The organism is Williamsia sp. z34 (genome assembly GCF_059553395.1).
On sequence record NZ_JCANWW010000012.1, the window covers coordinates 86,599 to 109,901 of the forward strand.

The window sequence follows — 23,303 nt, forward strand, 5'->3', positions numbered from 1 at the left end:
GGTCAAACTCCCAATCCTAGGATTCGCGATGCGATGATGTTCTTCTGAATCTGTGACGTTCCACCCATGACGCTCTGCGCCCGGCTGTAGAGGTAGGCACCGAGCAGTTCCGGGTCCGAGGTCCCGACCACGTCGAGGGCGGCGTGGCCCACGGCCTGTTCGACCCACGTCATCAGCAACTTGTCGAGCGAGCCTTCAGAGCTGTGCTGGACGCCGTCGAGCTGTTCCGAGAGCCGGCGCCGCACGTGTAGGCGAAGCATCTCAGTTTCGATTGCCGCCCAGACGAGGTCGGCCGACGGCTTGCCTTCGGACTTCTTCGCGATCTGGTTGACCGTCTTGCTGTATCGGGCGGCGAAGCCCAGCGTCGACGGCTCCCGCTCGTGCCCGACCACGGTCATCGCCAGCTTCCAGCCGTCTCCGGGTGCGCCGACCATGTTCTCCGCCGGAACGCGGGCACCGTCGAAGAGGACCTGCCCGAATTCGGTGGTGACACCGCTGATCATCTTCAGCGGTCGCTGTTCGATGCCCGGCTGGTTCATCGGCACGATGAAACCCGAGATGCCCTTGTGCCGTGGCACATTCTTGTCGGTCCGGGCCAGGAGCAGGCACCAGTCAGCGTTGTCGGAGTAGCTGGTCCAGATCTTGTGACCGTGGATGACGTACTCGTCGCCGTCGAGGGTGGCCGTGGTGGTGAGCGACGCGAGGTCCGATCCGGCACCGGGCTCCGAGAAGCCCTGGCACCAGCGCTGCGTGCCGTTGATCATGCCGGGTACAAAGCGCTTTCGGATCTCTTCGCTGCCGTGGTGGCCCAGGCCGAAGACCAGGTAGCCCAGGCTCGGCCGGGCGGGGAACGCGGCGCGCGCCAGTTCTTCGTCGAGGATGACGTCGTAGACAGCGGGCAACCCCTGTCCGCCATACTCTTCCGGCCAGCTCAGCCCGAAGAACCCGGCCTCGTACAGAGCCCGGTGCCATTCGCCCATGCGCGAGAAGTACTCGTCACCGGAGGTCGCGAACGTACCCTTGCGCTCCTCCAGCCAGGCCCGCAGCCGCTGCCGGAACGCGGCTTCTTCTGTGGTGTCACGAAAGTCCAATTTGGATCTCCTCCAGGCTCACTGGGAACAATTCGGTGGATGTCAGGGCCCGGCGCAGATAGAGGTGCACCACGCACTCCCAGGTATTGCCGATGCCACCATGTACCTGTATCGAGGTCTCACAGACCGTCCGCGCCGTGCGCGCACAGTAGAGCTTCGCGATGCGCGCAGCCTGCAGCGCTTCGTCGGTCGGCAGTTCATCGACGGCCCAGGCCGCATGCCGCAGCACACTGATCGAGCCCTCGATCAATGCCAGACCTTCGGCCAGCAGGTGCGCAACCGCCTGGTACGAACCGATTGTCGCGCCATACTGCTCGCGCAGTTTGGCGTAGTCGACAGCGGTGGCGTGTGCTCCACGTGCCGTACCGACCAGGTCCGCGGTCGTGGCGACCAGGGCCAGCGCCAGGTTGCGCTCGGCCTGCTCCGATGTCAGGTCGCCGACCGCAGCCGGTTCACCTGCGACGTCAGCGCGGAGCCTGGTCAGGTCCACTGCCTCATGCGACGGTCCCAGATCGATTGTGCTGACCTGGTTCCCGCGCAGGACCGTCCCGCGGTCGAAGCCACGTGCATCGATCGCCTCATCACCGACAACAGCGGTGAACCGATGAGGTCCCTCCACCAGGTGACGCAGCACGTCGTCGGCGAGGACGGGACCCAGGAACGGGACGTCGACCAGACCGCGACCGAACTCCTCGGCGACGATTGCAACCTCTACCGCCGAGGCGCCGTCGGAGCGCAGATCACGCCACCCGGTACTGTCGACCACTTTCTCCAGCCGCGCGATGCGGCTCGCGTCATCGAGATCGGAGACCGCGGACGGTCCCAGATCATCGGCCAATTTCGAAGCGGCATCGCGCAATTGCCGCTGCTCACTCGTCAGACGAACGTCCATAGCGCTCCTTCAGCACTCTGCGCAGCACCTTGCCGGATGGCAGGCGCGGGATATCAGATACGGATACGACCTCGCGGGGTCGCTTGTAGGTCGCCAGCCGCTGACCGATCAGATCGATGAGTTCGCCGGCCAACTCGGAGAGTTCATCGGTGCCGACGGATTCATTGACGGCCACCGCCGCGACGATCGCCTCGCCGGTGACCGCATCGGGGACTCCGAAAACGGCACAATCCGCGACCGCCGGATGACCGTGCAGCACCGCCTCGACCTCGGCGGGAGCCACCTGGAAACCCTTGACCTTGATCATTTCTCTCGATCGATCGGTCAACCGCGTCCAGCCGTCGGCGTCGATGGTGCCGATGTCGCCGGTTCGATACCAGCCGTCGCAGAACGCCTCGGCGTTGGCATCGTCCGGAAGATATCCGGCCATCACCGATTCGGATCGAGCCTGGATCTCCCCGACCTCACCGGGACCGAGGATCTTTCCCGTCTCGATCGACATCACCCGGAGCGTGACACCGGCCGGCGCCCGGCCGACGCTGTCCAGGCGCGCACCGTCGATCGGATTGCAGGTGATGACCGGAAGTTCACTGGCCCCGTAGGCCGGGACCCACGGCACACCGGTTCGGTCCGTGACCTCCTGCGCGACGCTGGGGGTCACCGGGGTCGCGCCCCACATGATGTAGCGGAGCGACGACAGATCGTACTTCTCGAGATCCGGATTCGAGGCGAGCGCCAAGGCGATCGGCGCGACCGCCATCTCGATGGTGATCCGATCGCTCTCGATGTGACGCAGCATCAGACCCAGGTCGAAGCGGCGATGCAAGCGCACCCAGGCGCCGGTGTCGAGGGCGGTGAGGACGTTCAGGATGCCCAGGATGTGCGAGGGCGGGGTGAGTATCTGTAGGCGGTCCGTCGCGGTCAGCTCCAGCGAATCCCGCCAGTGCCGGACAGCGGCGCCGAAGGACGCGTGCGTGTGGCGGACGGCTTTGGGCATCCCGGTGGTCCCCGAACTGAACACCAGCACGGCGTCGGTGTCGGGATCCACCTCCGGCCGGACGCCCTCGCCGAAACCGGCTTCGGCGGGCTCGATCGGCTCATCGAGGTCCAGCATCGACATCAGGCCTGCCAGAACCGGGTTGTCACCGACCGCATGCGAGGCCCCGGTGATCGCCAGCGCATGCTCGACCTCGGCACGCTTGTAGGCCGGGCTGATCAGCACGACAGCGGCTCCGACCTGCCAGATCGCCCGCACCGCGCCCACGAACTCGGGTCGGTTCGACGACATGAGTGCAACACGCTGTCCGCGCTCCACACCGCGGTCGACGAGGGTGGCGGCCAGCCCAGCCGTCATCGCATCGAGCTGCGGCAGCGTGTAGCTGCGCCCCTCGAATGCAAGGGCGACGGCCCCGTCCATGTCCACGTCCTAACCGAGGATCGACCGGCAGGCATACGCCGGTCGACCTTCTTCGAATCAACTTGAGAGGATCCTAGCTCACTGGTGAGAATACTATTCTCATCTAGTAGAATCTACGTATCAATCTGGGTACGCTCGACACAACACGAAGGAGGTGGCTCATGGCGAGGCCCCCGTTATTCCAGCGCGCAACCGTGACGAGGATCGTCAAGGAGACCGCTGACGCCCGCACATACGTACTCGCACCACACGAGGCGCCGATCACGTACCGGGCCGGTCAGTTCATCACCTTCAAGATGCACCTCGATGGTGAAGAGGTGTTCCGTTCGTATTCGATGTCCAGCGCACCCGAGACCGATTCCGAGCTGATGACCACGATCAAGCGGGTCCCCGGTGGCAGGGTCTCGAATTGGATGCACGACAACATCAGCGAAGGCGACGAGGTCGAGATCACCAGGGCCGCCGGCCTGTTCTGCCTGAGTGACACAACCGCTCCCCTGCTCGGATTCGCCGGCGGTAGCGGCATCACGCCGATCCTGTCGCTGACCAAGAGCGCCCTGGCGACCACCAACCGCCGCGTTCGACTCCTCTGCGCCGACCGGGATCCCGAATCGGCGATCTTCCACGCCGCCATCGACGAACTGGTTGCCCAGTACCCCGACCGCCTGTCCGTGGTGCGCAGTTTCGATGTCGAACACGGATTTCTTGACGCTGCAAAGGTTCTCGAGTTCGTCGGCGAGGACACCGACGCGGACAGCTACCTGTGCGGCCCCGACCCCTTCATGGCGGTCGTCAAATCCGCACTGCCCGGGCCCGGCCGGATCATCGCCGAAGAATTCGGCGCGGCGGCCCAGACCGTCCCCGAAGCCGAGCCCGAAGTCGAAATGGCGACCGCCCCCGTCGAGCTCGGCACCGCGTTCATCCAGCTCGGCCGCAAGAAGGTCGAGATCGCCCGCAAGGCCGGCGAGACCATCCTCGAAAGCGCCCGCCGCGCCGGCCTTTCCCCGCCGTTCTCATGCGAGTCCGGGAACTGCGCCACCTGTATCGGCGAGGTCCTCGAAGGCAGCGCGACCATGCGCGCCAACAATGCACTCGACGACGACGAGGTCGCCGACGGATTTGTACTGACATGCCAGGCCGTGCCGGACACCCCCACGATCAAAGTGCGGTACGAGGACTAGGCCCTCCCACTCCCGATGCCGGTAGGGCTGACGCATCTGCGTCAGCCCTACCGGCATTGCTGTTGTCGCCGCTATTCGCGCTGGAATTGGTTGGTACAAGCAAGTTTTCGCCGCAACATTGCGTTCCGACCCACTCCGTGACAACACGGCCGACCCGGGCTTCGGCGCCCGGGCGGACTCGTCACCACCTCCACTGATCGTCAAGTGCATTTCAGCACAGCAAATGTACGGCCATACCTTGCCCTCACTGTCCGACTTCCACTAGGGTTTGGATCACAGTCGCTGGTTGATGCGGCACACCTCACAGCGCGAGCTGACGGCGAATACGTATCGCCGGCCGCGGGCACAGCCCGTTCCGCGGCAGTCGCGAAACCCGACCATGGCATCTCGACTCGGCCTCCGCCCTGTGCTGGACGAAAGTTGACACTCATGATCCAAACGATCGCCACGCGTCTTGCACGCAGCATCGCGGTGGTATTGCTGGTGACCATCGCGGTCGTGGGCCTGCTGAGCCTCGCGCCCGGCTCGGCATCCCAGGTCATCCTCGGCGAGAACGCGACACCGGAAGCCGTGGCCGAGCTCGATGCGGAGCTCGGACTCGACCAACCCGTGTGGTCCCAGTACCTCGACTGGCTCAAGAATGCGCTGCAGGGCGACCTCGGAACCTCGCCGCTGACAAATCAATCCGTCTCGGAGGCGATCTTCGAGCGCCTTCCGGTCACACTCGAACTCGCGGTACTGGGCCTGGCGTTGGCACTGTTCGTCGCCGTCATCATGGGCGTGCTGTCGGCCGCCCGTCCCGGTTCGGCCCTCGATCGTGGAATCAACGCACTGTCCGCGGTATTCCTTTCGGTGCCGGCATTCATCGCCGGACCGATCTTGATCTACTTCTTCGCCATCCAGCTCCAGATCTTCCCCGTGCTGGGATGGTCCGACATCAGTGACGGTCTCGGCGAAAACCTGCGCGGCGCAATACTTCCGGCCATCGCAATCGCCCTGACCGAGATCGCCTCCTTCCACCGCCTACTGCGCACCGACCTCATCTCCACCCTCGGTGAGGATTACATCGCCGCCGCGCGAGCGAAGGGGATGAGCCGCACCTACGTCATGTTCCGCCACGCGTTCCGGCCGTCGTCCTTCTCCCTGATCACCCTGGCCGGCATGAATCTCGGTCGGCTCATCGGCGGGACCGTGATCGTCGAAACACTGTTCGGCCTACCGGGACTCGGGCAGCTCATCGCCACCTCGATCACCACCCGAGATCTGATCATGGTCCAGGGCATCGTGGTGTTCATCGCCGTGGTCTATGTCGCCGTCAACACCCTCGTCGATCTGAGCTATGGACTGATCGATCCCCGGGTCAGAAAGGTTGCTGTAGCAGCATGACCAACATCGTTGCCAAACAGAGCGTTCCGCCCACCGCCGATGTTCCCGGTACGGAAATCGCCCTTGCCGTCCCCGTGGTCCGATCACACCGCTCGATGCTCGTGTACCTCTCGGTGCTCTGGCTCTGCGCCCTCATCCTCGCCGCCCTGTTCGCCGGACTGTTGCCCATCGCCTCCTACGAGACCCCCGTGGGCGCACCACGACTCGGCCCTTCTTGGGGGTCGCTCGACCTCCTCCTCGGGACCGACAACTACGGGCGATCCGAACTCTCGCGCATCATCTACGGTGCGCGGGTCTCCCTGGTGGTCGGCACCGTGGCCGGGATCATCGGATTCGCGATCGGCACCCTGACCGGACTCATCGGCGGGTATTTCGGACGCCACCTGGACAACGGCATTTCCCTGCTCACCGACGCAATGCTCGCGTTCCCGCCGCTGATCCTGCTCCTGGCGCTCGCATCGATCTTCAAGCCGAGTACCCAAACATTGCTCCTGGGCCTGTCACTGGTGGTGATCCCGGCCTTCATCCGGTTGTCCCGGGCCAACACGATGGCCTGGTCGTCACGCGAGTTCGTCCGTGCCGCACGCAATATGGGGGCCGGCCATTCCCAGATCCTGTTCAAGGAGATCCTGCCCAACGTCATCGCGCCGTTGGCCTCCTACCTCCCGATCGTGATGGCAGCGCTCATCGTCGCCGAGGGCTCTCTGAGCTTTCTCGGTCTCGGCATCCCGCCACCCACGCCCAGTTGGGGCGGCATGATCAGTGAGGGCAAGGACGCATTGTCCACCTCACCGCATCTGGTCTTCGTACCGTCGCTGGCGATCTTCTTCACCGTCTTCGCACTCAATCAACTCGGTGATCACCTACGCCAGAGGTTCGACAAGACGCTTCAGCACTGATCACTCGGCACCCGTCCACAGCCTCACCTTCACTGCCAATGCATCATCACGAGAGGTCACACATGTCCCCGAGCAGACGTTTACCCAGGCTCCTGGCCGCCCTGCTGTCCGTGTTCGTCTTCGCCTTCGTCGCCGCCTGCGGTGGCGGAAGCACCACCGGAGGTACCGGTGGCGCTTCGCAGGACGAGGGCGATCCGGTGGCCGGTGGCACTGCCGTCATCCTGCAGGCGGGCGAACCGCGATCACTTGATCCGGCCGCACTGTCGAACACCTACTCGCATCAGCCCGCCCTGGGCAACGCCATCTACGGGACGTTGATGACCAACAACGTCGACACCTATGCGCCCGAGTACAAGATGGCAACCGACTTCTCGACCACAGACGGCGGCACCACCTTCAACCTGATCCTGCGACCGGGCCTGTCGTTCACCGACGGAACCCCGCTGGATGCCGAGGCGGTCAAGTTCAACTGGGATCGGCTGAAGGATCCGGCCCTGGCCTCGACGACCATCCGCCAGGCGATGCAGATCGCCGGTACCGAGGTCGTGGACCCGACAACGCTCAAGGTCACTCTCGCCGCCCCGAATCCGCACTTTGCCCAGTCCGTCCTCTCCGGTGCGTTGAACTGGATCGCCTCGCCGACCGCTATCGCCAAGGGATCGCAGTCATTCGACGCGGCACCGGTGGGGGCCGGCCCGTTCACCGTCGTCAACTGGACCCGACAGGACTCGGTCGAACTCGTCAAGAACCCCGACTACTACGACGCCCCGAAGCCTTACCTTGACAAGCTGACGATCCGGACGGTGAGTGACTCCAACCAGCGCCTCAACGCCATCACGACGAACGCCGCCAACCTTTCGTCAGAGAACAACCTGTCCACCCTCAACAAGGCGGATCAGGCCGGCTTCCGGAGTGAAACCGTACCGACCGGTGGCGGGCAGTACATGGGCATGAACGAACGTCGCGCACCCTTCAACGACATCCGGGCACGCCGTGCGGTGGCGCTGGCAACAGACGTCGATGCGTTGAACACGGTGGTCTACAACGGCGAGAACGAGATCCCGGAAACCCTGTTCCCCGAGGGGTCCCCGTTCTTCGAGAACGTCAAGCTGCAGGAGACGAACAACAAGCAAGAAGCCCAGAAGCTCTTCGACGAGCTCGCAGCCGAAGGCAAGCCGGTCTCGTTCACGTTCCTGTCGTACCCCACCACGGAGAGCAAGATGGTGGCCGAGGGCCTGCAGACCCAGCTCAGCGGCTTCGACAACGTCGACATGAAAGTCGAGGTCCTCGATTTCGGCGCACTCACCGCCCGGGCCGGTCAACGCGACTTCGACATGATCATCTCGTCGGCCGTCATCCAGGATCCCGACTACCCTCTGTGGACGGCTTTCCATTCGAAGTCTCCGGGCGGGTTCGTGGGCACGAATGATCCCGAGCTCGACGCGGCCCTCGACGCCGGCCGGCTCGCCACCGACGAGGCCGATCGTAAAGTCGCCTACAAGACCGTGCAGGAACGTCTGGCGGCGATTGTCCCGGGCATCTGGTACACCAAGGCCGTGCCCTCGGTCATGTATGGAAAGAACGTCAACGGTGTTGAACTCTTCACTCTCGGTTCGGTTCTGCCCGAGAACATCTGGATGAACTGAGCCACCCGCAGCGAAAGGGCACAACCGGTATGCCAACTCACCGCGATCCCCAGGGCACCACGGCAGTGTTGCCGAAGAAGGGGCCACTGCTCGAGGTCAACAACCTGCGGGCCTACATCGGAACCACCCGGGGCACGGTCCGGGCGGTCGACGACGTCTCGCTGACCCTCGACACCGGTCAGGCCCTGGGGATCGTCGGTGAGTCCGGCTCGGGCAAATCCGTGATGGCCCGCGCCATCATGGGTTTGATGCCCGCGCGGTCCGCCCGCTCCGGCGAGGTGTACTTCCAGGGACGGGATCTGTTGTCCCTGAGCAAAAAAGAGACGCTCGAGACCTGGGGCAAACAGATCGCCATGGTCTTCCAGGATCCGGGCCGATCGCTCAATCCCGTTGTCCGCGTGGAGCGTCAATTGACCGAGGGTATGCGGCGACACCTGGGTATCGGCCGATCCGAGGCCCATGACCGCGCACTGAAGCTCCTACAGGAGGTCGGTGTCCCCGACCCGGAACGTCGGCTGAGCAACTATCCACACGAGATGTCCGGCGGGATGCGCCAGCGGGTCATGATCGCGATCGCCCTGTCATGCGAACCCGACCTGCTCATCGCCGACGAACCCACCACCGCGCTCGATGTGACCATCCAGCGTCAGATCCTCGACCTGCTGCGCGGTGTGCAGCGGGAACGCGACATGGCGATGATGCTCATCAGTCACGATCTCGCCGTCGTGGCCGGGCGGACCGACCGCGTATCGGTGATGTATGCCGGCCGCCTTGCCGAAGTCGGTTCCACCCGTGAAGTATTCGATGCACCACGGCACCGCTACACCCACGCCCTCCTCGGGGCGACACCAACCATCGATCATGCTCGGCACGCCCCACTGAACGTGATCTCCGGGTCGCTGCCCGACCCGACATCGCCCCCTGACGGCTGCCGGTTCGCACCGCGATGCACCCATGCTCAGGACGACTGTGTGACGCCGGGCCCTGATCTGGCATCGGTCGGCACCGACCATCACGTCGCCTGTCTGCACCCGGTCACACCCCAACCCGTGAAGACTCTTACGGCATCCGGAAGGTAAAACCCATGGCCGGCAGCGGAAACGCACACTTACGCGGCGACGACGCTCTGCTCAGCGTGCAGGACCTCGTGGTCGAATACCCCACCAAATCGGGAACTGTCCAGGCGGTGTCGAAGATCAGCTTCGATGTGCTCCCCGGCGAAACCCTCGGCATAGTCGGCGAATCCGGGTGTGGCAAGTCCACCACCGGACGTGCGGTTCTGCGCCTGGACCGGGTCACCGCAGGGCGGATCAGATTCGGCACCGACTGGATCGAGAAGGCGCCCGAAAAGCAGATGCGGGAATTGCGCCGCGACATGCAGATGATCTTTCAGGATCCGATCAGTTCGCTCAATCCCCGCCGGCCGGTGAAAGACATCGTCGTCGAGGGGATGACCGTGGCCGGCGCCTCGAAGGCCGAGCGCGCCACCACCTCGGCCACCGTCCTCGAGTCGGTCGGACTGCCACCCGAGCGATACTCGGACGTCTTGCCCCGCGCCCTCTCCGGCGGTCAGGCCCAGCGCGTGGCCATCGCCCGCGCGCTGGCGCTGAACCCCCGACTGCTGATCTGCGACGAACCCGTCTCCGCACTCGATGTGTCGGTCCAGGCCCAGATCCTCAATCTCATCGAAGAACTCAAGGCCGAGTTCGATCTCACCGTCGTCTTCATCGCCCACGACCTCGGTGTCGTGCGCACGGTCAGCGACAACGTCATGGTGATGTATCTCGGCAAGGTCTGTGAGTTCGGGGATTCGGCGGCGGTATACGACAACCCCACCCATCCGTACACCAGAGCCCTGCTCGACTCGGTGCCGTTGACCGACCCCGACAAGGCCTTTGCCGGGCCGGCCCTCCAAGGCGACGTCCCCTCGCCACTCGATCCGCCGACCGGTTGCCGGTTCCGCACCCGCTGCCCCGGCGTGCAAGACCGTTGCGTCACAGAAGAACCCGAGATCCGGCAGACGCGTCCCGGCCAGTATGCCGCCTGCCACTTTCCGCTGACAGTGTTGGAAAACAGCGGGCCTCCCGCCGTGGATACGACGAAGACGCCGGCATGAGTCGGGTGCACGAATAAGAAAAGGCCCCGCGAAAGCGGGGCCTTTTCTTATCTGAAAGTCGCTAACCGGCCGCAGCACCGTGCTCACCCAGGGCTGGGGGCGCACCGTACTCGGGCACAAAACCGTCGATACGAATCGGGCAACCGACCAAGCTGAATTGGCCCGCCTTGACCACCATGCCGGGATTTTCCGCCAGTGCCTCGGGCAGGGTGCGGATGGCAGCGGCCGGGACCTGCAACGGACGCAACCGCGCCTCCCAGGACTGCGCGGTGTCGGTGGCCAGCACCGCGGACACGACCGCAAGGACCTCGTCGCGGTTCGCGGCCCGCTCAGCCATTGTGGCGAACCCCTCGATACCGGCTTCCGCGGAGAACGTCCGCCAGAATCCGTCGTGGGTGATGAACAGCGCCAGGTAGCCGTCGGCAGTCGGAAACAGCTGCGCCGGAACATAGTACGAATGCGCACCATTGGGCATCCGGCGCGGCTCGGTGCCCTCGTTCAGGTACGCCGATGCCCGGTAGTTGAGCTGCGAGAGCATCACGTCGCGCAGCGACACGTCCACCTGTCCGCCCCGGCCGGAGATGATCTGCGCCAGCAGACCGAGAGCGGCGGTCAGTCCCGTCGAATTGTCGGCGGCAGAATAGCCCGGCAGGGTCGGCGGTCCGTCGGGGTCACCGGTCAGTGAAGCGACACCGGTGACCGCCTGGATGACGTAGTCGAACGCCGGGTCATCACCCTGATCGAGGCCGTATCCGGTGAGTGCGACGCAGACGATCTTGTCATTCCACTTCTGCAGCGCCTCATAGGTCAATCCGAACTTCCTGATCGCCGACGGTTTCAGGTTGACGATGAGCGCATGGGATCGACCGGCGAGTTCACCGAGCCGGGCCTGACCGGCCTCGGTGGTGAGATCGAGGCAGATGCTGCGCTTTCCGCGGTTCAGGCTCGCGAAATAGGCGTCGCTGACCTGACGGGACAGGTCTCCGGTCGCCGGTTCGATCTTGGTGACCTCGGCGCCGAGATCGGCGAGCATCATGGTCGCGTAGGGGCCGGCCAGGATGTGCCCGACCTCGAGGATGCGGATCCCCGCCAGGGGTCCAGAACTCATCGCAGATCCGCAACGAGCCCGGCGATCACGTCCCGGGTGCGGTACTTGGAAGCAATCAACTCGTCCCGGGTGTCACCGATGGGGAGTAGGCGCATGGACAGGTCGGTCACGCCGGCGTCCTCGAACTGCTTGAAGCGCTTCATGATCGCCTCTTCGTCGCCGACCGCACACAGGTCGCCGACGTCTTTCGCATTGCCCTGATCGAGCAGTCGCTGATAGTTCGGGGAGACCTCGGCCTCGGCCAGGATGCGGTTGGCCCGTTCCTTGGCCACGTCGACCTGCGACGGTGCACACAGGCAGACCGGGATGCCGGCCACGATGCGCGGGGCACCGCGTCCGGCCTTCTCGGCGGCAGCGGTGATCTTCGGAACCACGTGATCGGCCACGGCGCGCTCGTCGGCCATCCACAGGATGGTGCCGTCGGCGTGTTGGCCGGCGATGTCGAGCATGACCGGCCCGAGAGCGGCGATCAGGATAGGCAACGGCGCCACCGGTCCGAGGTCGAGCGGGTTGTGCACGTTGTACGTCGAGTTCACGACATTCACCTCACCGGGCGCCTTTTGCGCGGCGTTGAGCACCTCGAGATAGTCGCGGGTGAGCTTGGCCGGCTTGTCGTACGGCAGACCGAGCATGTCCTCGATGATCCAGTGGTGCGACGGCCCGACACCCAGCGCCAACCGGCCCCCGGTCGCCGCATGCGCCGACAGTGCCTGGCGGGCAAGAGCGATGGGATGCTGTGCCTGCAGCGGCACCACGGCCGTACCGATCTCGATGCGAGAGGTCTTGGTACCCATCAACGCCACGGTGATCAGGGCGTCGAAGTCGGTGGGGATCTGCGGCACCCAGGCCGTGTCCATCCCGGCCTCTTCGGCCCAGACGATGTCGGCCATCATCCGGTCGACCTTCTTGGTCGCGTCACCCCGCTCCGGACCGATCATCACCCCAACGCGCACGATACCTCCAAAGTTTACGAAATCAGTTCTCCCACATGGTTTGTAGAATCATGTGGCAGGTTGGTCCTGGTGCTTCCCCGGTCGGCCTAAGCCGGCGCGGTGGTACCCGTCAGTTCCCGCATCCCGCTCACGAGCTTGTCGAGCGGGGTCGCAGTGGGGAACACCGCCGCCGCGCCGATGTCCAGGAGTTTCTGCACATCGGACTGCGGGATGGTCCCGCCGACAATGACTTTGATGTCTCCGGCGCCGGCCTCACGCAGTGCGTCGACCACACGCTTGGTCAGTCCGATGTGGGCGCCCGAGAGAATACTCAGACCGACAACGGTGCAGTCTTCCTGCAGCGCGATCGACACGATGTCTTCGATCCGCTGCCGGATACCGGTGTAGATCACCTCGAATCCCGCATCACGCAGGGTGCGGGCAACGATCTTGGCGCCTTTGTCGTGGCCGTCGAGGCCGGGCTTCGCGACGAGAATACGGGCGGTCATCAGAACACCACCGGCTGCGAGAACTCGCCCCACACGTCTTTGAGTGCGGTGGTCATCTCTCCGACGGTGCAGTAGGCATTGGCACAATCGATCAAGGGTTGCATGAGATTCTCCGTTCCTTCCGCGGCTCGCGACAGCTTCGCCAGCGTGTTCTTCACGGCCTCGTCATCACGCTCGGCCTTGACCTTCGCCAGGCGCTTGAGCTGCAGCTCACGCCCTTCGGCGTCGAGTTCGTAGGTCGCGATGTCCGGGGCGGCCTCTTCGGATGCAAAGCGGTTGACACCCACGACCGGGCGCACCCCCTGCTCGATGTCCTGATGGATCTTGTACGCCTCATCGGCGATGAGACCCTGCAGGTAGCCGTCTTCGATCGCAGCGACCATGCCACCGTGGTTCTCGAGGTCACTCATGATCTCGATGATCTTCTTCTCGGTGGCGTCGGTGAGGGCCTCCACGAAGTACGAGCCGCCGAGCGGATCGGCAACCCGGGTGACACCGGTCTCGAGGGCCAGGATCTGCTGGGTACGCAGCGCCATCGTGGCCGATTCCTCACTGGGAAGTGCGAAGGGCTCGTCCCAGGCGGCGGTGAACATCGACTGCACACCACCGAGGACCGAGGCCATGGCCTCGTAAGCGACTCGTACCAGGTTGTTCTGGGCCTGCGGGGCGTACAGCGAGGCGCCGCCTGCCACACAGCCGAAACGGAACATCGCCGCCTTCTCCGTCTTGGCGCCGTACCGTTCGCGCACGATCGTCGCCCAACGGCGACGGCCGGCCCGGTACTTGGCGATCTCCTCGAAGAAGTCGCCATGGGTGTAGAAGAAGAAGGAGATCTGCGGAGCGAACTGATCGATGGTCATCCGACCGCGCTCGACCACCGTGTCGCAATAGGTGACACCGTCGGCGAGCGTGAAGGCCATCTCCTGCACGGCATTTGCGCCCGCGTCACGGAAGTGTGCACCGGCAACCGAGATCGCGTTGAAACGCGGGACCTCGGCGGCACAGAACTCGATGGTGTCGGCGATCAGTCGCAGCGACGGCTCCGGCGGCCAGATCCAGGTGCCACGCGAGGCGTATTCCTTGAGCACATCGTTCTGGATTGTGCCGGTGAGCTTTTCGCGGGGCACACCCTTCTTCTCCGCGGCAGCGACATAGAGCGCCAACAGAATGGCGGCGGTGCCGTTGATGGTGAAGCTGGTGCTGATCTTGTCCAACGGGATGTCGGCGAACAAGATCTCCGCATCGGCGAGGGTGTCGACGGCACAGCCGACCCGACCGACCTCGTCGGTGAACTCGGGGTCGTCGGAGTCGTAACCGCACTGGGTCGGAAGATCGAGTGCCACCGAGAGTCCGGTGCCACCCTGTCCGAGCAGGTACTTGTACCGCTCATTGGACTCTTCGGCGGTGCCGAATCCGGAGTACTGCCGGAAGGTCCAGAGTCGTCCCCGATAGCCCGACGGGAAGTTGCCGCGGGTGAAAGGGAACTCGCCTGGGGCGGGCGGGGTCGACCCCTCGGGATTCGGTCCATACACCGACTCAAGAGGGATGCCAGAGGAGGTTTCCACGTTCTCGTTCATTGTTGAATACCGTACTTGCAAAAAATGAGAATGCCAATACCATTTATGGGAATGGTCCTTGAGCTGTTGCTCAACGCAGCGGCAGGGCCAATCGGAGAGAGGACCGCACACCAGATGAGTACCGACGCCACCCGCCGCGAGACCTACGACGCAGGTATGAAGGTTCGCGAGGAGGTGGTCGGGGCCGAGTACGTCGCCCGAGCGGTCTCCGCCACCACCGACTTCACCCGCCCCATGCAGGAGCTGGTGACCGAGTACTGCTGGGGAGCGGTGTGGACCCGCCCCGGACTCGGCCGCCGCGAGCGCTCGATGATCAATCTGGCGATGCTCACCGCGCTCGGCAAGCCCACCGAACTCGCCGCCCACGTCCGCGGCGCACTGACCAATGGAGTGACCCCGGAAGAAATCCAGGAGGTCCTGTTGCAGACCGCGATCTATGTCGGCGTCCCCGCCGCGCTCGAATCCTTCCGGGTGGCAAACGAAATCGTTGCGGAGCACATCGCATGAGCGCGCCACAGAAAAATCAGGTCGCTTTTGTCGGACTGGGCAACATGGGTGCCCAGATGTCGATCCGTCTCCTCGACGCCGGTTACGACGTCGTCGGGTTCGACCCGGCCCCCGCCGCGCGCGACGCCCTCGTCGCCGCAGGTGGCAAGTCCGCCGCCGGCGCCGCCGAGGCCATCGCCGGTGCCGAGTTCGTCATCCTGATGCTGCCGAGTTCGCGGGTCGTCGAGGCGGTCCTCGGCGACGAGGCCGTGCTCAATGCACTGGGTCAGGGGACCACCGTCGTCGACATGAGCTCATCGGAACCGTTGTCGACGGTTGAACTCGCCAAGGCCGTGGAGAAGACCGGAGCGGTCCTGGTCGACGCGCCCGTCTCCGGCGGGGTTGCCGGTGCGCAGGGCGGCAAGCTGACCATCATGGCCGGGGGCACCGAAGAAGTCGTCACCGCGATCGCCGAGGTGATGGCCCCGATGGGAACGATGACGCGCGTCGGCGACACCGGCGCAGGTCACGCCCTCAAGTCGATCAACAACCTGATGGCAGCGGTCGGACTCCTCGTCACCTCCGAAGGCGTGGCCATCGGCCGGCGTTTCGGTCTCGACCAGGAGCTGATGGTGTCGATGCTGAACGCGTCGAGCGGTCAGAACGCGGCCACCGATGTGAAGTTCCCCCGGTTTGTCATCCCGGAGACCTACAACTCCGGGTTCCGGATGGAACTGATGCTCAAAGACATGCGGATCGCCACCGGCCTCGCATCCGCGATCGGTGTCCCCACCCCGCTCGGTGAACGAGCCGTCGAGGTCTGGGCCACCGCCGACAAAGACCTCGGCCCCGGCGCCGATCAGACCGAGATCGCCAAATGGACGGCGTCCCAAACCCGATAATGTGCCCTTTTGGCGAACGTTTTCCCAGGTGAGCGCCGCCAAAACCCCACACTATCGGGGGGCGGTGGGCGCCTGGGCGTAATGCGCCTCGATGATGGCCCGGACGGTGTGCCGGCAGCGACCACAGTCGCGGCCGGCACCACAGGCGTTCGCGACCTCTTTCGACGTGCGGGCCCCGTCGACGACGGCCTGCTCGACGACGTGGCTCGTGACCCCTTGGCACAAACAGACATACATGCGAATACCTGCGGCTAACTGATCGTCTGGAGTTCCATGACACGCTCCAGCCTTCCGACGAACAGCGGCGGATACACGCCGACTCCGGCACCTTGCATCCATTCGGCGGCGGCGTCCGGCCGCTCCACCCAGGCGATGGCATTTTCTTCGGTGTCGAGTTCCACCAGGATCATGACTTCCTGACCATCATCGAAAGCCTGATAGATCCAGACCCTACGCACGCCGGCGGCGATGAACCGACGTAAACTGACCCTTACCTTTTCGAGCAATGCCGTCACGTCCTCCACCGGCGCAATGGCGGCCACGATGACCCCGGATTCCTCCGAAACCGGCGATTCGAGTTCGATTTTCTCGACGACATCCCCGGCGAACATCGGTGGAATTTCTTCCACACCGGCCGCGTCGTACCACTCCATCACCGCGGGGCTACGCAAGAGTTTGTCGATGGATCCCCGATCATGCAGCCCCAGCGTGGCGAAAACCCGTTTGGGTTCATGTAGTGCCCGGTAGACGACGAGGTGATGGGCGCCCAGGCGGGCCAACGAATCATTGTTCACCGCAAGGCGATCCATGATTCCGGCTTCATCGGCCACGGAAAAGTCCGCGGCCAGGATTCGCGAATGCTGGGTCATCTGATCCGTTCCTGGTGTCAAAGGTCTGGCATTGTCGGTCAAAACGCCATGCTACCGGGTAAATTGATCTGAGCGCGTGGCTTCATACAGCCCCACCTGGACCAGCCCTCCCGGTGCTGAAATCACGCGCTTCTTTTGACGTGAGGAGAAACCATGCAAGGAGATCCCGAAGTTCTCAAACTGCTCAATGAGCAGTTGACCAGTGAACTGACGGCAATCAACCAGTATTTTCTGCATTCGAAAATGCAGGAACACTGGGGATTCACCGAGATAGCCGCCACCACCCGCGCCGAGTCCTTCGACGAGATGAATCATGCCGAAGCACTCACCAACCGGATCCTGCTGCTCGACGGACTACCCAACTACCAGCGGCTGTTCTCGCTGAAAGTCGGACAGACACTGCGCGAGCAATTCGTCAGCGACCGGGCCATCGAGGTCGACGTCATCAACCGACTGAAGCCGGGAATCGCGATGTGCCGGGAGAAGCACGACACCACGAGTGCGATTCTGCTGGAAGGGATATTGGCCGACGAGGAAGTACATTTGGACTACCTCGACACCCAGCTCGAGCTGATGGACACACTCGGCGAGGCACTCTACCTCGCACAGTGCGTGGCGCGCCCTCCGAAGTGATCCGGATCGGCCGTACATAGCTCGACGAGGCGACATCGACGTGCCTGCGTTCTGCGGCTACCCTCGGCTCCAAAGGCGATGACACGAGGGCCTGACAACCAGGCCCTCGTGTCTTTGCATGGTTCACGTGAGGAATTGATGTTCAAGAAGGTCGGCACGGTCATCGCAGCCCTGTGCGCACTGCTAGCACTCACCAGCCTGGGGGTGTCGACCGCCGCCGCCGCGCCACCGAAGACCAACCTCGGTGGCGGATCCGGCCTCCTGTTCCCCGAGGGCCGGGGCGGATTCAGCGCCTGCACGCTCACAGCCATCGGACACGATCAGAACAATGCCCTGGTCGGCTTGACCGCCGGGCATTGCGGAGATGCCGGCACACCGGTCCTGGCGGAATCGGCCAGATCAGCAGGCGCCCTCGGCCAGATCACCTACAGCGACGAAGTCCTCGACTACGCGATCATCCGGTTCGACGCCGGCAAGGTCAATCCGGTCCAGCGGGTCGGCGGCGTGACCATCCGCGGACTCCGCACACAGGCGCCGCAGTTCCTCGAACTCATGTGCAAGGAAGGCCGCACCACCGGCAATACCTGCGGGGTCACCTGGTTCTCCGACGGTTTTGCGCATTTCAGTCAGATCTGCGTCGTCGAGGGTGACAGCGGAAGCCCCGTGGTTGTCGGTGACCGCCTCGTCGGCATGGTGAACGCCTACTACTTCTTCGGGTGCGTGGGTCCCGAGACCGGCACGAACATCAAGCCGATCCTCGACGACATGAGCCGTCGGGGCATCACGGACTTCCGGGTCATCTAACCCTCGCCGTTCAGGCCGTCCGGATTTCGCATTGCGGTAGATCGCGATGAAGGCTGCGACCAACATTGGCCAATTTGACGGTCATCGAAAATTTTCCGCCATACTGGTCAAGTGTTGAAATCAGTCGCGATCATCCTGCAGGAACCGGTGGCGGCATTCGAGTATGGCGTCGTGTGCGAGGTCTTCGGCGTCGATCGCACCGACGAGGGCGTACCTCCCATGGATCTACGGGTGTGCGGGATCGAGCCGGGCACACCGCTGAACTTCACCACCGGAGCGCAGATCGTCCCGACCTATGGACTCGACGCCTGCGCGGACGCCGACCTGGTGGCGATCCCGGCCGGTCGGCTCACCGCGGACTACCCCGTCGAGGTACTCGAGGTACTCCGCGCAGCCCACAGGCGTGGCGCCTACATCCTTTCGGTCTGCACCGGGGCGTTTGTGCTCGCCGCCGCCGGCCTTCTCGACGGGAAGTCCGCCACCACCCACTGGAAGTACGGCGCCCAGATGGCCGAACTTTTCCCCGAGGTCCGCGTCAACACCGACGTCCTCTACGTCCAAGAGGGCAACATCATCACCAGTGCGGGCACGGCTGCCGGTATCGATGCCAGTCTGCACCTGATCCGGACCGAACACGGACCGGTCGCAGCCAACAAGATCGCCCGCCGGATGGTGGTCCCACCCCACCGCGACGGCGGGCAACGACAATTCGTGAAAGAGCCTGTGCCCGAATGTGACAGCGACGGATTCGGGCAGGTCCTCGGCTGGATGTTGAGCAACCTCGACTCCGACATAGCCATCTCCGACATGGCTGCGAAAGCACACATGTCCCCGCGCACGTTCGCGCGCAGATTCCGCGACGAGGTGGGAACCAGCCCGCTTCGGTGGCTCACGGAGCAACGGGTACTGGCCGCCCAGGGATTACTGGAATCGAGCGATCACGGCATCGAGGAAATCGCGAGACAGGTCGGCTTCGGTTCGGCAACGCTGCTGCGTCATCACTTCTCGACCGCTGTGGGCATCACACCGACCGCATTTCGGTCCCGCTTCGGCTGCGTCGGCTGACGCCGGTACCCCTCTACGATGGGTTCCGATCCCCCGACGGGAAGTAGCGGAGACGATGACCAGCAACTCAGACGATCCAGAGGACCAGCGGCCGGATCTGAACAAGCATCCGGACAACACCGAAGCGACGCAGTTTTTCACTCCTCCGGTCAACCCCTACCCGACGGAGCCGCCCTACCCGACCTCGTCACCCGATCAGTTCGCGCCGTATACCCCGCCGCAGTACGGGGAGCCGTGGCACAGCCAATACCCATCGCAGCAATATCCAACGCCCCAATACCCGACTCATCCCTCGGGACCGCAATACCCGGCACCGCGGTACCCCGAGTCCGGGTTTGCCGGTGGCCCTCCAGCGGTGCGCCTTCAACCAGCCGCGGTCCCGGCCACCCGCACGTTGGGGGCCATTGCATTGGTGGGCGCACTGTTGTTCATCCCGTACGGCTGGTTGACCTGGGCTTCGTTCGAACCGAAATACAGCGATGCAGCGAAGGTTTCGGTCAATGGCTGGGGTCAGGTGTTCCAGGATGGTTCACAGCTCATCATGGATCCGGGAACCACCGGGATGCCCTTCGCGGCATTCTTCATCCCGTTCCTGGTGTTACCGGTGGCAATTCTGGCGCTGCTCGTCATCTGCAACATCGGCCGCTTCGGCAACTCGATCGCGATCCTTGTCCTGTCCGTCCTGCACCTGTTCCTGGCGCTGGCATTTCTGGCCGTGCCCAGCACGTGCATCATCTTCGACAACGACGACGATTCGATCTTGTTCGAAGGACTGAACGACTTCTCGACAGGACCGGGCACCATCCTGGCCACCGCGACCCTGATGGTGATGACCGGGACGAGCATCGCGGGCGTCGTCCTGGGTCGCAAAAAGGTCAACCCCTCGCCGGTTGTCCCCGCCGGCCACGGCGGATATCTCGGCTTCTGAGCATCGCCCGCCAACGTCGCCTCAATCGGTGAGCATTCCGCCCGCAGCGCGCCATTGCACCAGCCCACCACTCATGTTGACCGCCTCGAAGCCGTTCTCCACCAGAAGGTTCGCCGCACCTGCCGACCGGATACCGCCGGTACAGAAGGCGATGAGCAGTCGGTCCTCGGGAAACTCCAGACAGCGCTCCAGCAATCCTTCGAGCGGCGCGTGGACCGCGCCGGGTATGTGCACCCGGTTCCACTCGAATTGTCGACGGACATCGATGATCAGCGCACCGTCTCCCACCAGACGAACAGCTTCGACGGCGGTCACCGACGGCGGGCGGCGTAGATAGTGCCGGATACTCATGAACGACTCGACTTCACCCCTTCAGCTTAACTGAAGGTTGCCGGCTTGGTCAGCCTTCCGACACCACACGCAACATTTGCGCGCGGAGCGCCTCGGCCAGTTCGGGATTCGCCGCCCCGAACTCCGCATCAAGGTCGGCCACCACCGTGGCCGCGCGGGCCAGCAGCGCTTCCCCATCGGCCGTCACCGCCAAGGTGGATGGAGTCCCGGCGTGTGCCGTCCCGTCGTCGACGAGACCGGCCGCCACCAGAGCCGCCACCGCGGTGTGGGTGCTCTGGACCGTGATCCGCGAGCGGCGGGCAAGTTCGCTGAACGAGATACCCGGCGTTCCCCGAATATGCCCGAGCAGCCCGAACTTCCGGGTGGTCAATCCGAGCGGCTTGAAGGCCTCGGCCAACTCCGCTTCCCACACCCGACTGACCGTGAGCAGCATGACAGTCGGACTGAACGGAGGTGGCTGCGGCATCTGCTCAGGCTACCCACCGACAAGGGGTCGCAACGGCCAGGGAAGTCCGTCAGCGCTCTGAGGGCTCCGCGTCATACGATTCGGCGAACGAGATCCGCGGCAGCGTGGTCGCCGCATAGACCGTCAGCGCCAGGAACACCACAAAGGTGAGCACGAAACCGGCTGCCACAACGGCAAATCCGTAGTGAACGACACGCTCGATGACACCGTCGCCCGACACCCATAACGAGGCAAACGCCGACAGCACCGTACCCAGCAGCGCCCACGCCGCTCCCCTGGCCCGCGGACCCACGGTCGACACGTAGAACAACCGCTCGTAGATGGCCGTCTCGAACTCGTCGACGGCAGCCGCCCGCACCGGATCATCCCCGGCAACCGAGCGCAGCTTCACCGCCAGATCGACGTCTTTGTCGAGGCGCTGCGCCTCGGTCTGGCGGTACCAGACGTACAGGCCCACCCCGACGACCACCGCGAGAACAAAGATCCCAACACCCACTGCCGCCCACGATGTGTCATTCACCTGACACACGTTACAGAAAGCGCCCTATCACGCCAGGGCACCGGTGGCCGTTGCGGACACCGGTGATCATTTGAACTATGGATGGGTCTGTTCACCAGGGTCCGCTGATGCCTACGATGACGCGGTATCAAAAGTGCAGGGTTTCGAACTCGTAGGGGAAATGGGTCAGATGGCCGAGTTGATCGGATTGACCAAGCGCGTTGTGGAAGCACGCCTGAACAACACGTCAGTCAAGGCAGTGAGTGGATCGATGATCTCTTATCAGGGGCAGGTCGAATTCAAATCGGCCGGATTCGGCGGCGGATCAGGGGTTCTCGCCGGGCTCAAACAGAAGGCGACCGGCGAGTCACTGAAGTTGATGGAGTGCACCGGCAACGGCATCGTGCACCTGGCGATCAACGCGCAGTACACCACGGTCCTGCAGCTGAACAACGAGACCATTCAGGTCGAGTCACGGCAACTCCTGGCCATGGCAGGTGATCTGCAGACCAACGTCCAATTCGCCGGCGTCGGCGGGATGTCCAGCGGTCAGGGACTTTTCACCACCACCGTGACCGGTAGCGGTCAGGTCGCCCTGTTGTCGGCCGGCGGTCCACTGATCCATCTCGAGGTCAATCCCAATCTGCCGGTGGTGGTCGATCCTGATGCGTTCGTCTCCGCCAAAGGCCAACTCCAGCAATCGTTTGTCACCGATGTCAGCTGGCGGTCGATGATCGGCCAAGATGGCGGTGAGGCGTTCTCGTTGCGCTGGCAGGGCCAGGGTGTTGTGTCCATCCAACCTGCGGAGCGGTGAGCGACATGGTTTTTGAGAAGATCAACTCGAAGGTTGTCAAGGTCGACGTCGGCCAGGCCGGTGGTGTGGTCGCCCGTAAAGGCGCGATGCTCTTCTACACCGGTCAGATTCAGTTTTCCCCGCACCAGATCCCCGGCGCCGGCGGGATGCCCGGCCTCGGCGGTATGGGTGCGGTCGCCGGGATGGCCGGCCGGATGATGCGCGGCGAGCACGAGGCCACCATGATGGCGCAGGGTCACGGGCAGGTCCACTACGGATTCGGTGGGCTCGCAGTGCATGTCATCGACATGCCGCAGGGCGGCACCGTCACCGCCGACGCATCCAGGACACTCGGCTACACCGCGGGCCTGCAGGCTTCTATCGTCTCGATGACGTCCCAGGGCAACGGTGGCGGCGGTGGACGCGGCGGTGGACTGATGGGTGCGCTGCGCGGAGCGGCGACCGGCGCGTTGACCGGCGACGGCATGTTCACGACCCAGCTGCAGGGCATGGGCTCGGTGGTGTTGCTGGCCCACGGTGAGGTGCTGGAGATCCCCGTCGGTGGCCAATACCCGGTCATCGTCGACCCGCAGGCGTTTGTCGGCACATTCGGCAATGTGCAGACCCAGTTGAAGTCGACGGCGGGCTGGCGCGATGCCGTCGGACGTGGGGCCGGTGAGGCGATGCAGTTGCAATGCCATGGTCAAGGAACTGTGTTCGTACAAGCGTCCGAAGAAAAGCTGTAGGGGAAAG

Annotated in this window: 26 protein-coding genes; 14 read left to right on the plus strand and 12 right to left on the minus strand. The window is 64.1% G+C overall.

What is annotated here, in order from left to right; translation table 11 throughout:
• Nucleotides 1-2 precede the first annotated feature (2 nt).
• Genes AC51GT_RS23350 through AC51GT_RS23360 form a run of 3 tightly spaced genes read right to left on the minus strand, consistent with a single transcriptional unit; the run spans nucleotide 3 to nucleotide 3,400 of the window.
• The gene (locus AC51GT_RS23350; protein ID WP_496326440.1) at nucleotides 3-1,091 is read right to left on the minus strand and encodes an acyl-CoA dehydrogenase family protein; all 1,089 of its coding nucleotides are present in this window, start codon (nucleotides 1,089-1,091) and stop codon (nucleotides 3-5) included.
• Nucleotides 1,078-1,983 carry an acyl-CoA dehydrogenase family protein gene (locus AC51GT_RS23355; RefSeq protein ID WP_496326439.1) on the minus strand — a complete coding sequence of 302 codons (906 nt, stop codon included), beginning with the start codon at nucleotides 1,981-1,983 and terminating at the stop codon, nucleotides 1,078-1,080. Before AC51GT_RS23355 ends, AC51GT_RS23350 begins: the two co-directional genes overlap by 14 nt.
• Nucleotides 1,961-3,400 (minus strand): class I adenylate-forming enzyme family protein, encoded by a 1,440-nt coding sequence (locus AC51GT_RS23360; protein ID WP_496330324.1) that lies wholly within the window; start codon nucleotides 3,398-3,400, stop codon nucleotides 1,961-1,963. The genes AC51GT_RS23355 and AC51GT_RS23360 overlap by 23 nt, the downstream gene beginning before the upstream one ends.
• A 161-nt stretch (nucleotides 3,401-3,561) precedes the next feature.
• Here AC51GT_RS23360 and AC51GT_RS23365 point away from each other — a divergent pair, with 161 nt between their 5' ends.
• The 6 genes from AC51GT_RS23365 (at nucleotide 3,562) to AC51GT_RS23390 (ending at nucleotide 10,628) form a co-directional block, all read left to right on the plus strand.
• The gene (locus AC51GT_RS23365) at nucleotides 3,562-4,581 is read left to right on the plus strand and encodes a 2Fe-2S iron-sulfur cluster-binding protein (protein WP_496326437.1); all 1,020 of its coding nucleotides are present in this window, start codon (nucleotides 3,562-3,564) and stop codon (nucleotides 4,579-4,581) included.
• A gap of 429 nt (nucleotides 4,582-5,010) precedes the next feature.
• Nucleotides 5,011-5,967 (plus strand): ABC transporter permease, encoded by a 957-nt coding sequence (locus AC51GT_RS23370; RefSeq protein WP_496330325.1) that lies wholly within the window; start codon nucleotides 5,011-5,013, stop codon nucleotides 5,965-5,967.
• Nucleotides 5,964-6,866: an ABC transporter permease gene (locus AC51GT_RS23375; protein WP_496330326.1), complete on the plus strand. Its 903-nt coding sequence runs from the start codon at nucleotides 5,964-5,966 to the stop codon at nucleotides 6,864-6,866. Before AC51GT_RS23370 ends, AC51GT_RS23375 begins: the two co-directional genes overlap by 4 nt.
• Nucleotides 6,867-6,928: 62 nt before the next feature.
• Entirely contained in the window at nucleotides 6,929-8,512 is a 1,584-nt protein-coding gene (locus AC51GT_RS23380; protein WP_496330327.1) for an ABC transporter substrate-binding protein, read from the plus strand.
• A gap of 29 nt (nucleotides 8,513-8,541) precedes the next feature.
• On the plus strand, nucleotides 8,542-9,591 hold the full coding sequence (locus tag AC51GT_RS23385; RefSeq protein WP_496330328.1) for an ABC transporter ATP-binding protein: 1,050 nt from the start codon (nucleotides 8,542-8,544) through the stop codon (nucleotides 9,589-9,591).
• Nucleotides 9,592-9,596: 5 nt separating this feature from the next.
• Nucleotides 9,597-10,628, plus strand: coding sequence for an ABC transporter ATP-binding protein (locus AC51GT_RS23390; protein ID WP_496330329.1), 1,032 nt, complete (start codon nucleotides 9,597-9,599; stop codon nucleotides 10,626-10,628).
• 61 nt (nucleotides 10,629-10,689) lie between these two features.
• Here the strand turns inward: AC51GT_RS23390 and AC51GT_RS23395 are convergent, their stop codons facing one another.
• The 4 genes from AC51GT_RS23395 to AC51GT_RS23410 form a co-directional block, all read right to left on the minus strand.
• Nucleotides 10,690-11,736, minus strand: a complete 1,047-nt coding sequence (locus tag AC51GT_RS23395) for a CaiB/BaiF CoA transferase family protein (RefSeq protein ID WP_496326431.1) — start codon at nucleotides 11,734-11,736, stop codon at nucleotides 10,690-10,692.
• Complete coding sequence (locus tag AC51GT_RS23400) at nucleotides 11,733-12,689, minus strand: TIGR03564 family F420-dependent LLM class oxidoreductase (protein ID WP_496330330.1); 957 nt, start codon at nucleotides 12,687-12,689, stop codon at nucleotides 11,733-11,735. The genes AC51GT_RS23395 and AC51GT_RS23400 overlap by 4 nt, the downstream gene beginning before the upstream one ends.
• Nucleotides 12,690-12,775: 86 nt before the next feature.
• Complete coding sequence (locus AC51GT_RS23405; protein ID WP_496326429.1) at nucleotides 12,776-13,177, minus strand: cobalamin B12-binding domain-containing protein; 402 nt, start codon at nucleotides 13,175-13,177, stop codon at nucleotides 12,776-12,778.
• Entirely contained in the window at nucleotides 13,177-14,754 is a 1,578-nt protein-coding gene (locus AC51GT_RS23410) for a methylmalonyl-CoA mutase family protein (protein WP_496326428.1), read from the minus strand. Before AC51GT_RS23410 ends, AC51GT_RS23405 begins: the two co-directional genes overlap by 1 nt.
• Nucleotides 14,755-14,868: 114 nt before the next feature.
• On the opposite strand from AC51GT_RS23410, the gene pcaC reads away from it, so the two are divergent.
• Together pcaC and AC51GT_RS23420 are read left to right on the plus strand one after the other, a co-directional pair.
• Complete coding sequence (pcaC, locus tag AC51GT_RS23415) at nucleotides 14,869-15,261, plus strand: 4-carboxymuconolactone decarboxylase (protein WP_496326427.1); 393 nt, start codon at nucleotides 14,869-14,871, stop codon at nucleotides 15,259-15,261.
• Nucleotides 15,258-16,142, plus strand: a complete 885-nt coding sequence (locus AC51GT_RS23420) for an NAD(P)-dependent oxidoreductase (RefSeq protein ID WP_496330331.1) — start codon at nucleotides 15,258-15,260, stop codon at nucleotides 16,140-16,142. The genes pcaC and AC51GT_RS23420 overlap by 4 nt, the downstream gene beginning before the upstream one ends.
• 51 nt (nucleotides 16,143-16,193) lie before the next feature.
• Here AC51GT_RS23420 and AC51GT_RS23425 read toward each other — a convergent pair whose 3' ends face one another.
• Nucleotides 16,194-16,379, minus strand: a complete 186-nt coding sequence (locus AC51GT_RS23425) for a (2Fe-2S)-binding protein (protein ID WP_496326425.1) — start codon at nucleotides 16,377-16,379, stop codon at nucleotides 16,194-16,196.
• Nucleotides 16,380-16,393: 14 nt separating this feature from the next.
• Nucleotides 16,394-17,011, minus strand: a complete 618-nt coding sequence (locus AC51GT_RS23430; protein ID WP_496326424.1) for a fatty-acid--CoA ligase — start codon at nucleotides 17,009-17,011, stop codon at nucleotides 16,394-16,396.
• 153 nt (nucleotides 17,012-17,164) lie between these two features.
• Here AC51GT_RS23430 and bfr point away from each other — a divergent pair, with 153 nt between their 5' ends.
• The 4 genes from bfr to AC51GT_RS23450 all read left to right on the plus strand — a co-directional run bounded on the left by bfr (nucleotide 17,165) and on the right by AC51GT_RS23450 (nucleotide 20,441).
• Nucleotides 17,165-17,644, plus strand: coding sequence for a bacterioferritin (bfr, locus tag AC51GT_RS23435; protein WP_496326423.1), 480 nt, complete (start codon nucleotides 17,165-17,167; stop codon nucleotides 17,642-17,644).
• Between the two features lie 138 nt (nucleotides 17,645-17,782).
• Entirely contained in the window at nucleotides 17,783-18,448 is a 666-nt protein-coding gene (locus tag AC51GT_RS23440) for a chymotrypsin family serine protease (RefSeq protein WP_496326422.1), read from the plus strand.
• 111 nt (nucleotides 18,449-18,559) lie between these two features.
• Entirely contained in the window at nucleotides 18,560-19,513 is a 954-nt protein-coding gene (locus AC51GT_RS23445; protein ID WP_496326421.1) for a GlxA family transcriptional regulator, read from the plus strand.
• 55 nt (nucleotides 19,514-19,568) lie between these two features.
• A complete protein-coding gene (locus AC51GT_RS23450) occupies nucleotides 19,569-20,441 on the plus strand; it encodes a hypothetical protein (RefSeq protein ID WP_496330332.1) in 873 nt (290 codons plus the stop codon).
• A gap of 21 nt (nucleotides 20,442-20,462) precedes the next feature.
• Here AC51GT_RS23450 and AC51GT_RS23455 read toward each other — a convergent pair whose 3' ends face one another.
• Genes AC51GT_RS23455 through AC51GT_RS23465 form a run of 3 tightly spaced genes read right to left on the minus strand, consistent with a single transcriptional unit; the run spans nucleotide 20,463 to nucleotide 21,778 of the window.
• Entirely contained in the window at nucleotides 20,463-20,792 is a 330-nt protein-coding gene (locus AC51GT_RS23455; protein ID WP_496326419.1) for a rhodanese-like domain-containing protein, read from the minus strand.
• Between the two features lie 49 nt (nucleotides 20,793-20,841).
• Nucleotides 20,842-21,258: a MarR family transcriptional regulator gene (locus AC51GT_RS23460; RefSeq protein WP_496330333.1), complete on the minus strand. Its 417-nt coding sequence runs from the start codon at nucleotides 21,256-21,258 to the stop codon at nucleotides 20,842-20,844.
• Between the two features lie 49 nt (nucleotides 21,259-21,307).
• The gene (locus AC51GT_RS23465; protein ID WP_496326417.1) at nucleotides 21,308-21,778 is read right to left on the minus strand and encodes a hypothetical protein; all 471 of its coding nucleotides are present in this window, start codon (nucleotides 21,776-21,778) and stop codon (nucleotides 21,308-21,310) included.
• Nucleotides 21,779-21,947: 169 nt separating this feature from the next.
• On the opposite strand from AC51GT_RS23465, the gene AC51GT_RS23470 reads away from it, so the two are divergent.
• Complete coding sequence (locus tag AC51GT_RS23470; protein WP_496326416.1) at nucleotides 21,948-22,571, plus strand: AIM24 family protein; 624 nt, start codon at nucleotides 21,948-21,950, stop codon at nucleotides 22,569-22,571.
• Between the two features lie 5 nt (nucleotides 22,572-22,576).
• The gene (locus tag AC51GT_RS23475) at nucleotides 22,577-23,296 is read left to right on the plus strand and encodes an AIM24 family protein (protein WP_496326415.1); all 720 of its coding nucleotides are present in this window, start codon (nucleotides 22,577-22,579) and stop codon (nucleotides 23,294-23,296) included.
• Nucleotides 23,297-23,303: the final 7 nt, after the last annotated feature.

Bases quoted from the DNA above. Each gene is read 5' to 3' on its own strand.
- AC51GT_RS23355 (WP_496326439.1), bottom strand. From the start codon at position 1,983: ATGGACGTTCGTCTGACGAGTGAGCAGCGGCAATTGCGCGATGCCGCT.
- AC51GT_RS23360 (WP_496330324.1), bottom strand. From the start codon at position 3,400: ATGGACGGGGCCGTCGCCCTTGCATTCGAGGGGCGCAGCTACACGCTG.
- AC51GT_RS23365 (WP_496326437.1), top strand. From the start codon at position 3,562: ATGGCGAGGCCCCCGTTATTCCAGCGCGCAACCGTGACGAGGATCGTC.
- AC51GT_RS23370 (WP_496330325.1), top strand. From the start codon at position 5,011: ATGATCCAAACGATCGCCACGCGTCTTGCACGCAGCATCGCGGTGGTA.
- AC51GT_RS23375 (WP_496330326.1), top strand. From the start codon at position 5,964: ATGACCAACATCGTTGCCAAACAGAGCGTTCCGCCCACCGCCGATGTT.
- AC51GT_RS23380 (WP_496330327.1), top strand. From the start codon at position 6,929: ATGTCCCCGAGCAGACGTTTACCCAGGCTCCTGGCCGCCCTGCTGTCC.
- AC51GT_RS23385 (WP_496330328.1), top strand. From the start codon at position 8,542: ATGCCAACTCACCGCGATCCCCAGGGCACCACGGCAGTGTTGCCGAAG.
- AC51GT_RS23390 (WP_496330329.1), top strand. From the start codon at position 9,597: ATGGCCGGCAGCGGAAACGCACACTTACGCGGCGACGACGCTCTGCTC.
- AC51GT_RS23395 (WP_496326431.1), bottom strand. From the start codon at position 11,736: ATGAGTTCTGGACCCCTGGCGGGGATCCGCATCCTCGAGGTCGGGCAC.
- AC51GT_RS23405 (WP_496326429.1), bottom strand. From the start codon at position 13,177: ATGACCGCCCGTATTCTCGTCGCGAAGCCCGGCCTCGACGGCCACGAC.
- AC51GT_RS23410 (WP_496326428.1), bottom strand. From the start codon at position 14,754: ATGAACGAGAACGTGGAAACCTCCTCTGGCATCCCTCTTGAGTCGGTG.
- pcaC (WP_496326427.1), top strand. From the start codon at position 14,869: ATGAGTACCGACGCCACCCGCCGCGAGACCTACGACGCAGGTATGAAG.
- AC51GT_RS23420 (WP_496330331.1), top strand. From the start codon at position 15,258: ATGAGCGCGCCACAGAAAAATCAGGTCGCTTTTGTCGGACTGGGCAAC.
- AC51GT_RS23425 (WP_496326425.1), bottom strand. From the start codon at position 16,379: ATGTATGTCTGTTTGTGCCAAGGGGTCACGAGCCACGTCGTCGAGCAG.
- AC51GT_RS23430 (WP_496326424.1), bottom strand. From the start codon at position 17,011: ATGACCCAGCATTCGCGAATCCTGGCCGCGGACTTTTCCGTGGCCGAT.
- bfr (WP_496326423.1), top strand. From the start codon at position 17,165: ATGCAAGGAGATCCCGAAGTTCTCAAACTGCTCAATGAGCAGTTGACC.
- AC51GT_RS23440 (WP_496326422.1), top strand. From the start codon at position 17,783: ATGTTCAAGAAGGTCGGCACGGTCATCGCAGCCCTGTGCGCACTGCTA.
- AC51GT_RS23450 (WP_496330332.1), top strand. From the start codon at position 19,569: ATGACCAGCAACTCAGACGATCCAGAGGACCAGCGGCCGGATCTGAAC.
- AC51GT_RS23455 (WP_496326419.1), bottom strand. From the start codon at position 20,792: ATGAGTATCCGGCACTATCTACGCCGCCCGCCGTCGGTGACCGCCGTC.
- AC51GT_RS23460 (WP_496330333.1), bottom strand. From the start codon at position 21,258: ATGCCGCAGCCACCTCCGTTCAGTCCGACTGTCATGCTGCTCACGGTC.
- AC51GT_RS23470 (WP_496326416.1), top strand. From the start codon at position 21,948: ATGGCCGAGTTGATCGGATTGACCAAGCGCGTTGTGGAAGCACGCCTG.
- AC51GT_RS23475 (WP_496326415.1), top strand. From the start codon at position 22,577: ATGGTTTTTGAGAAGATCAACTCGAAGGTTGTCAAGGTCGACGTCGGC.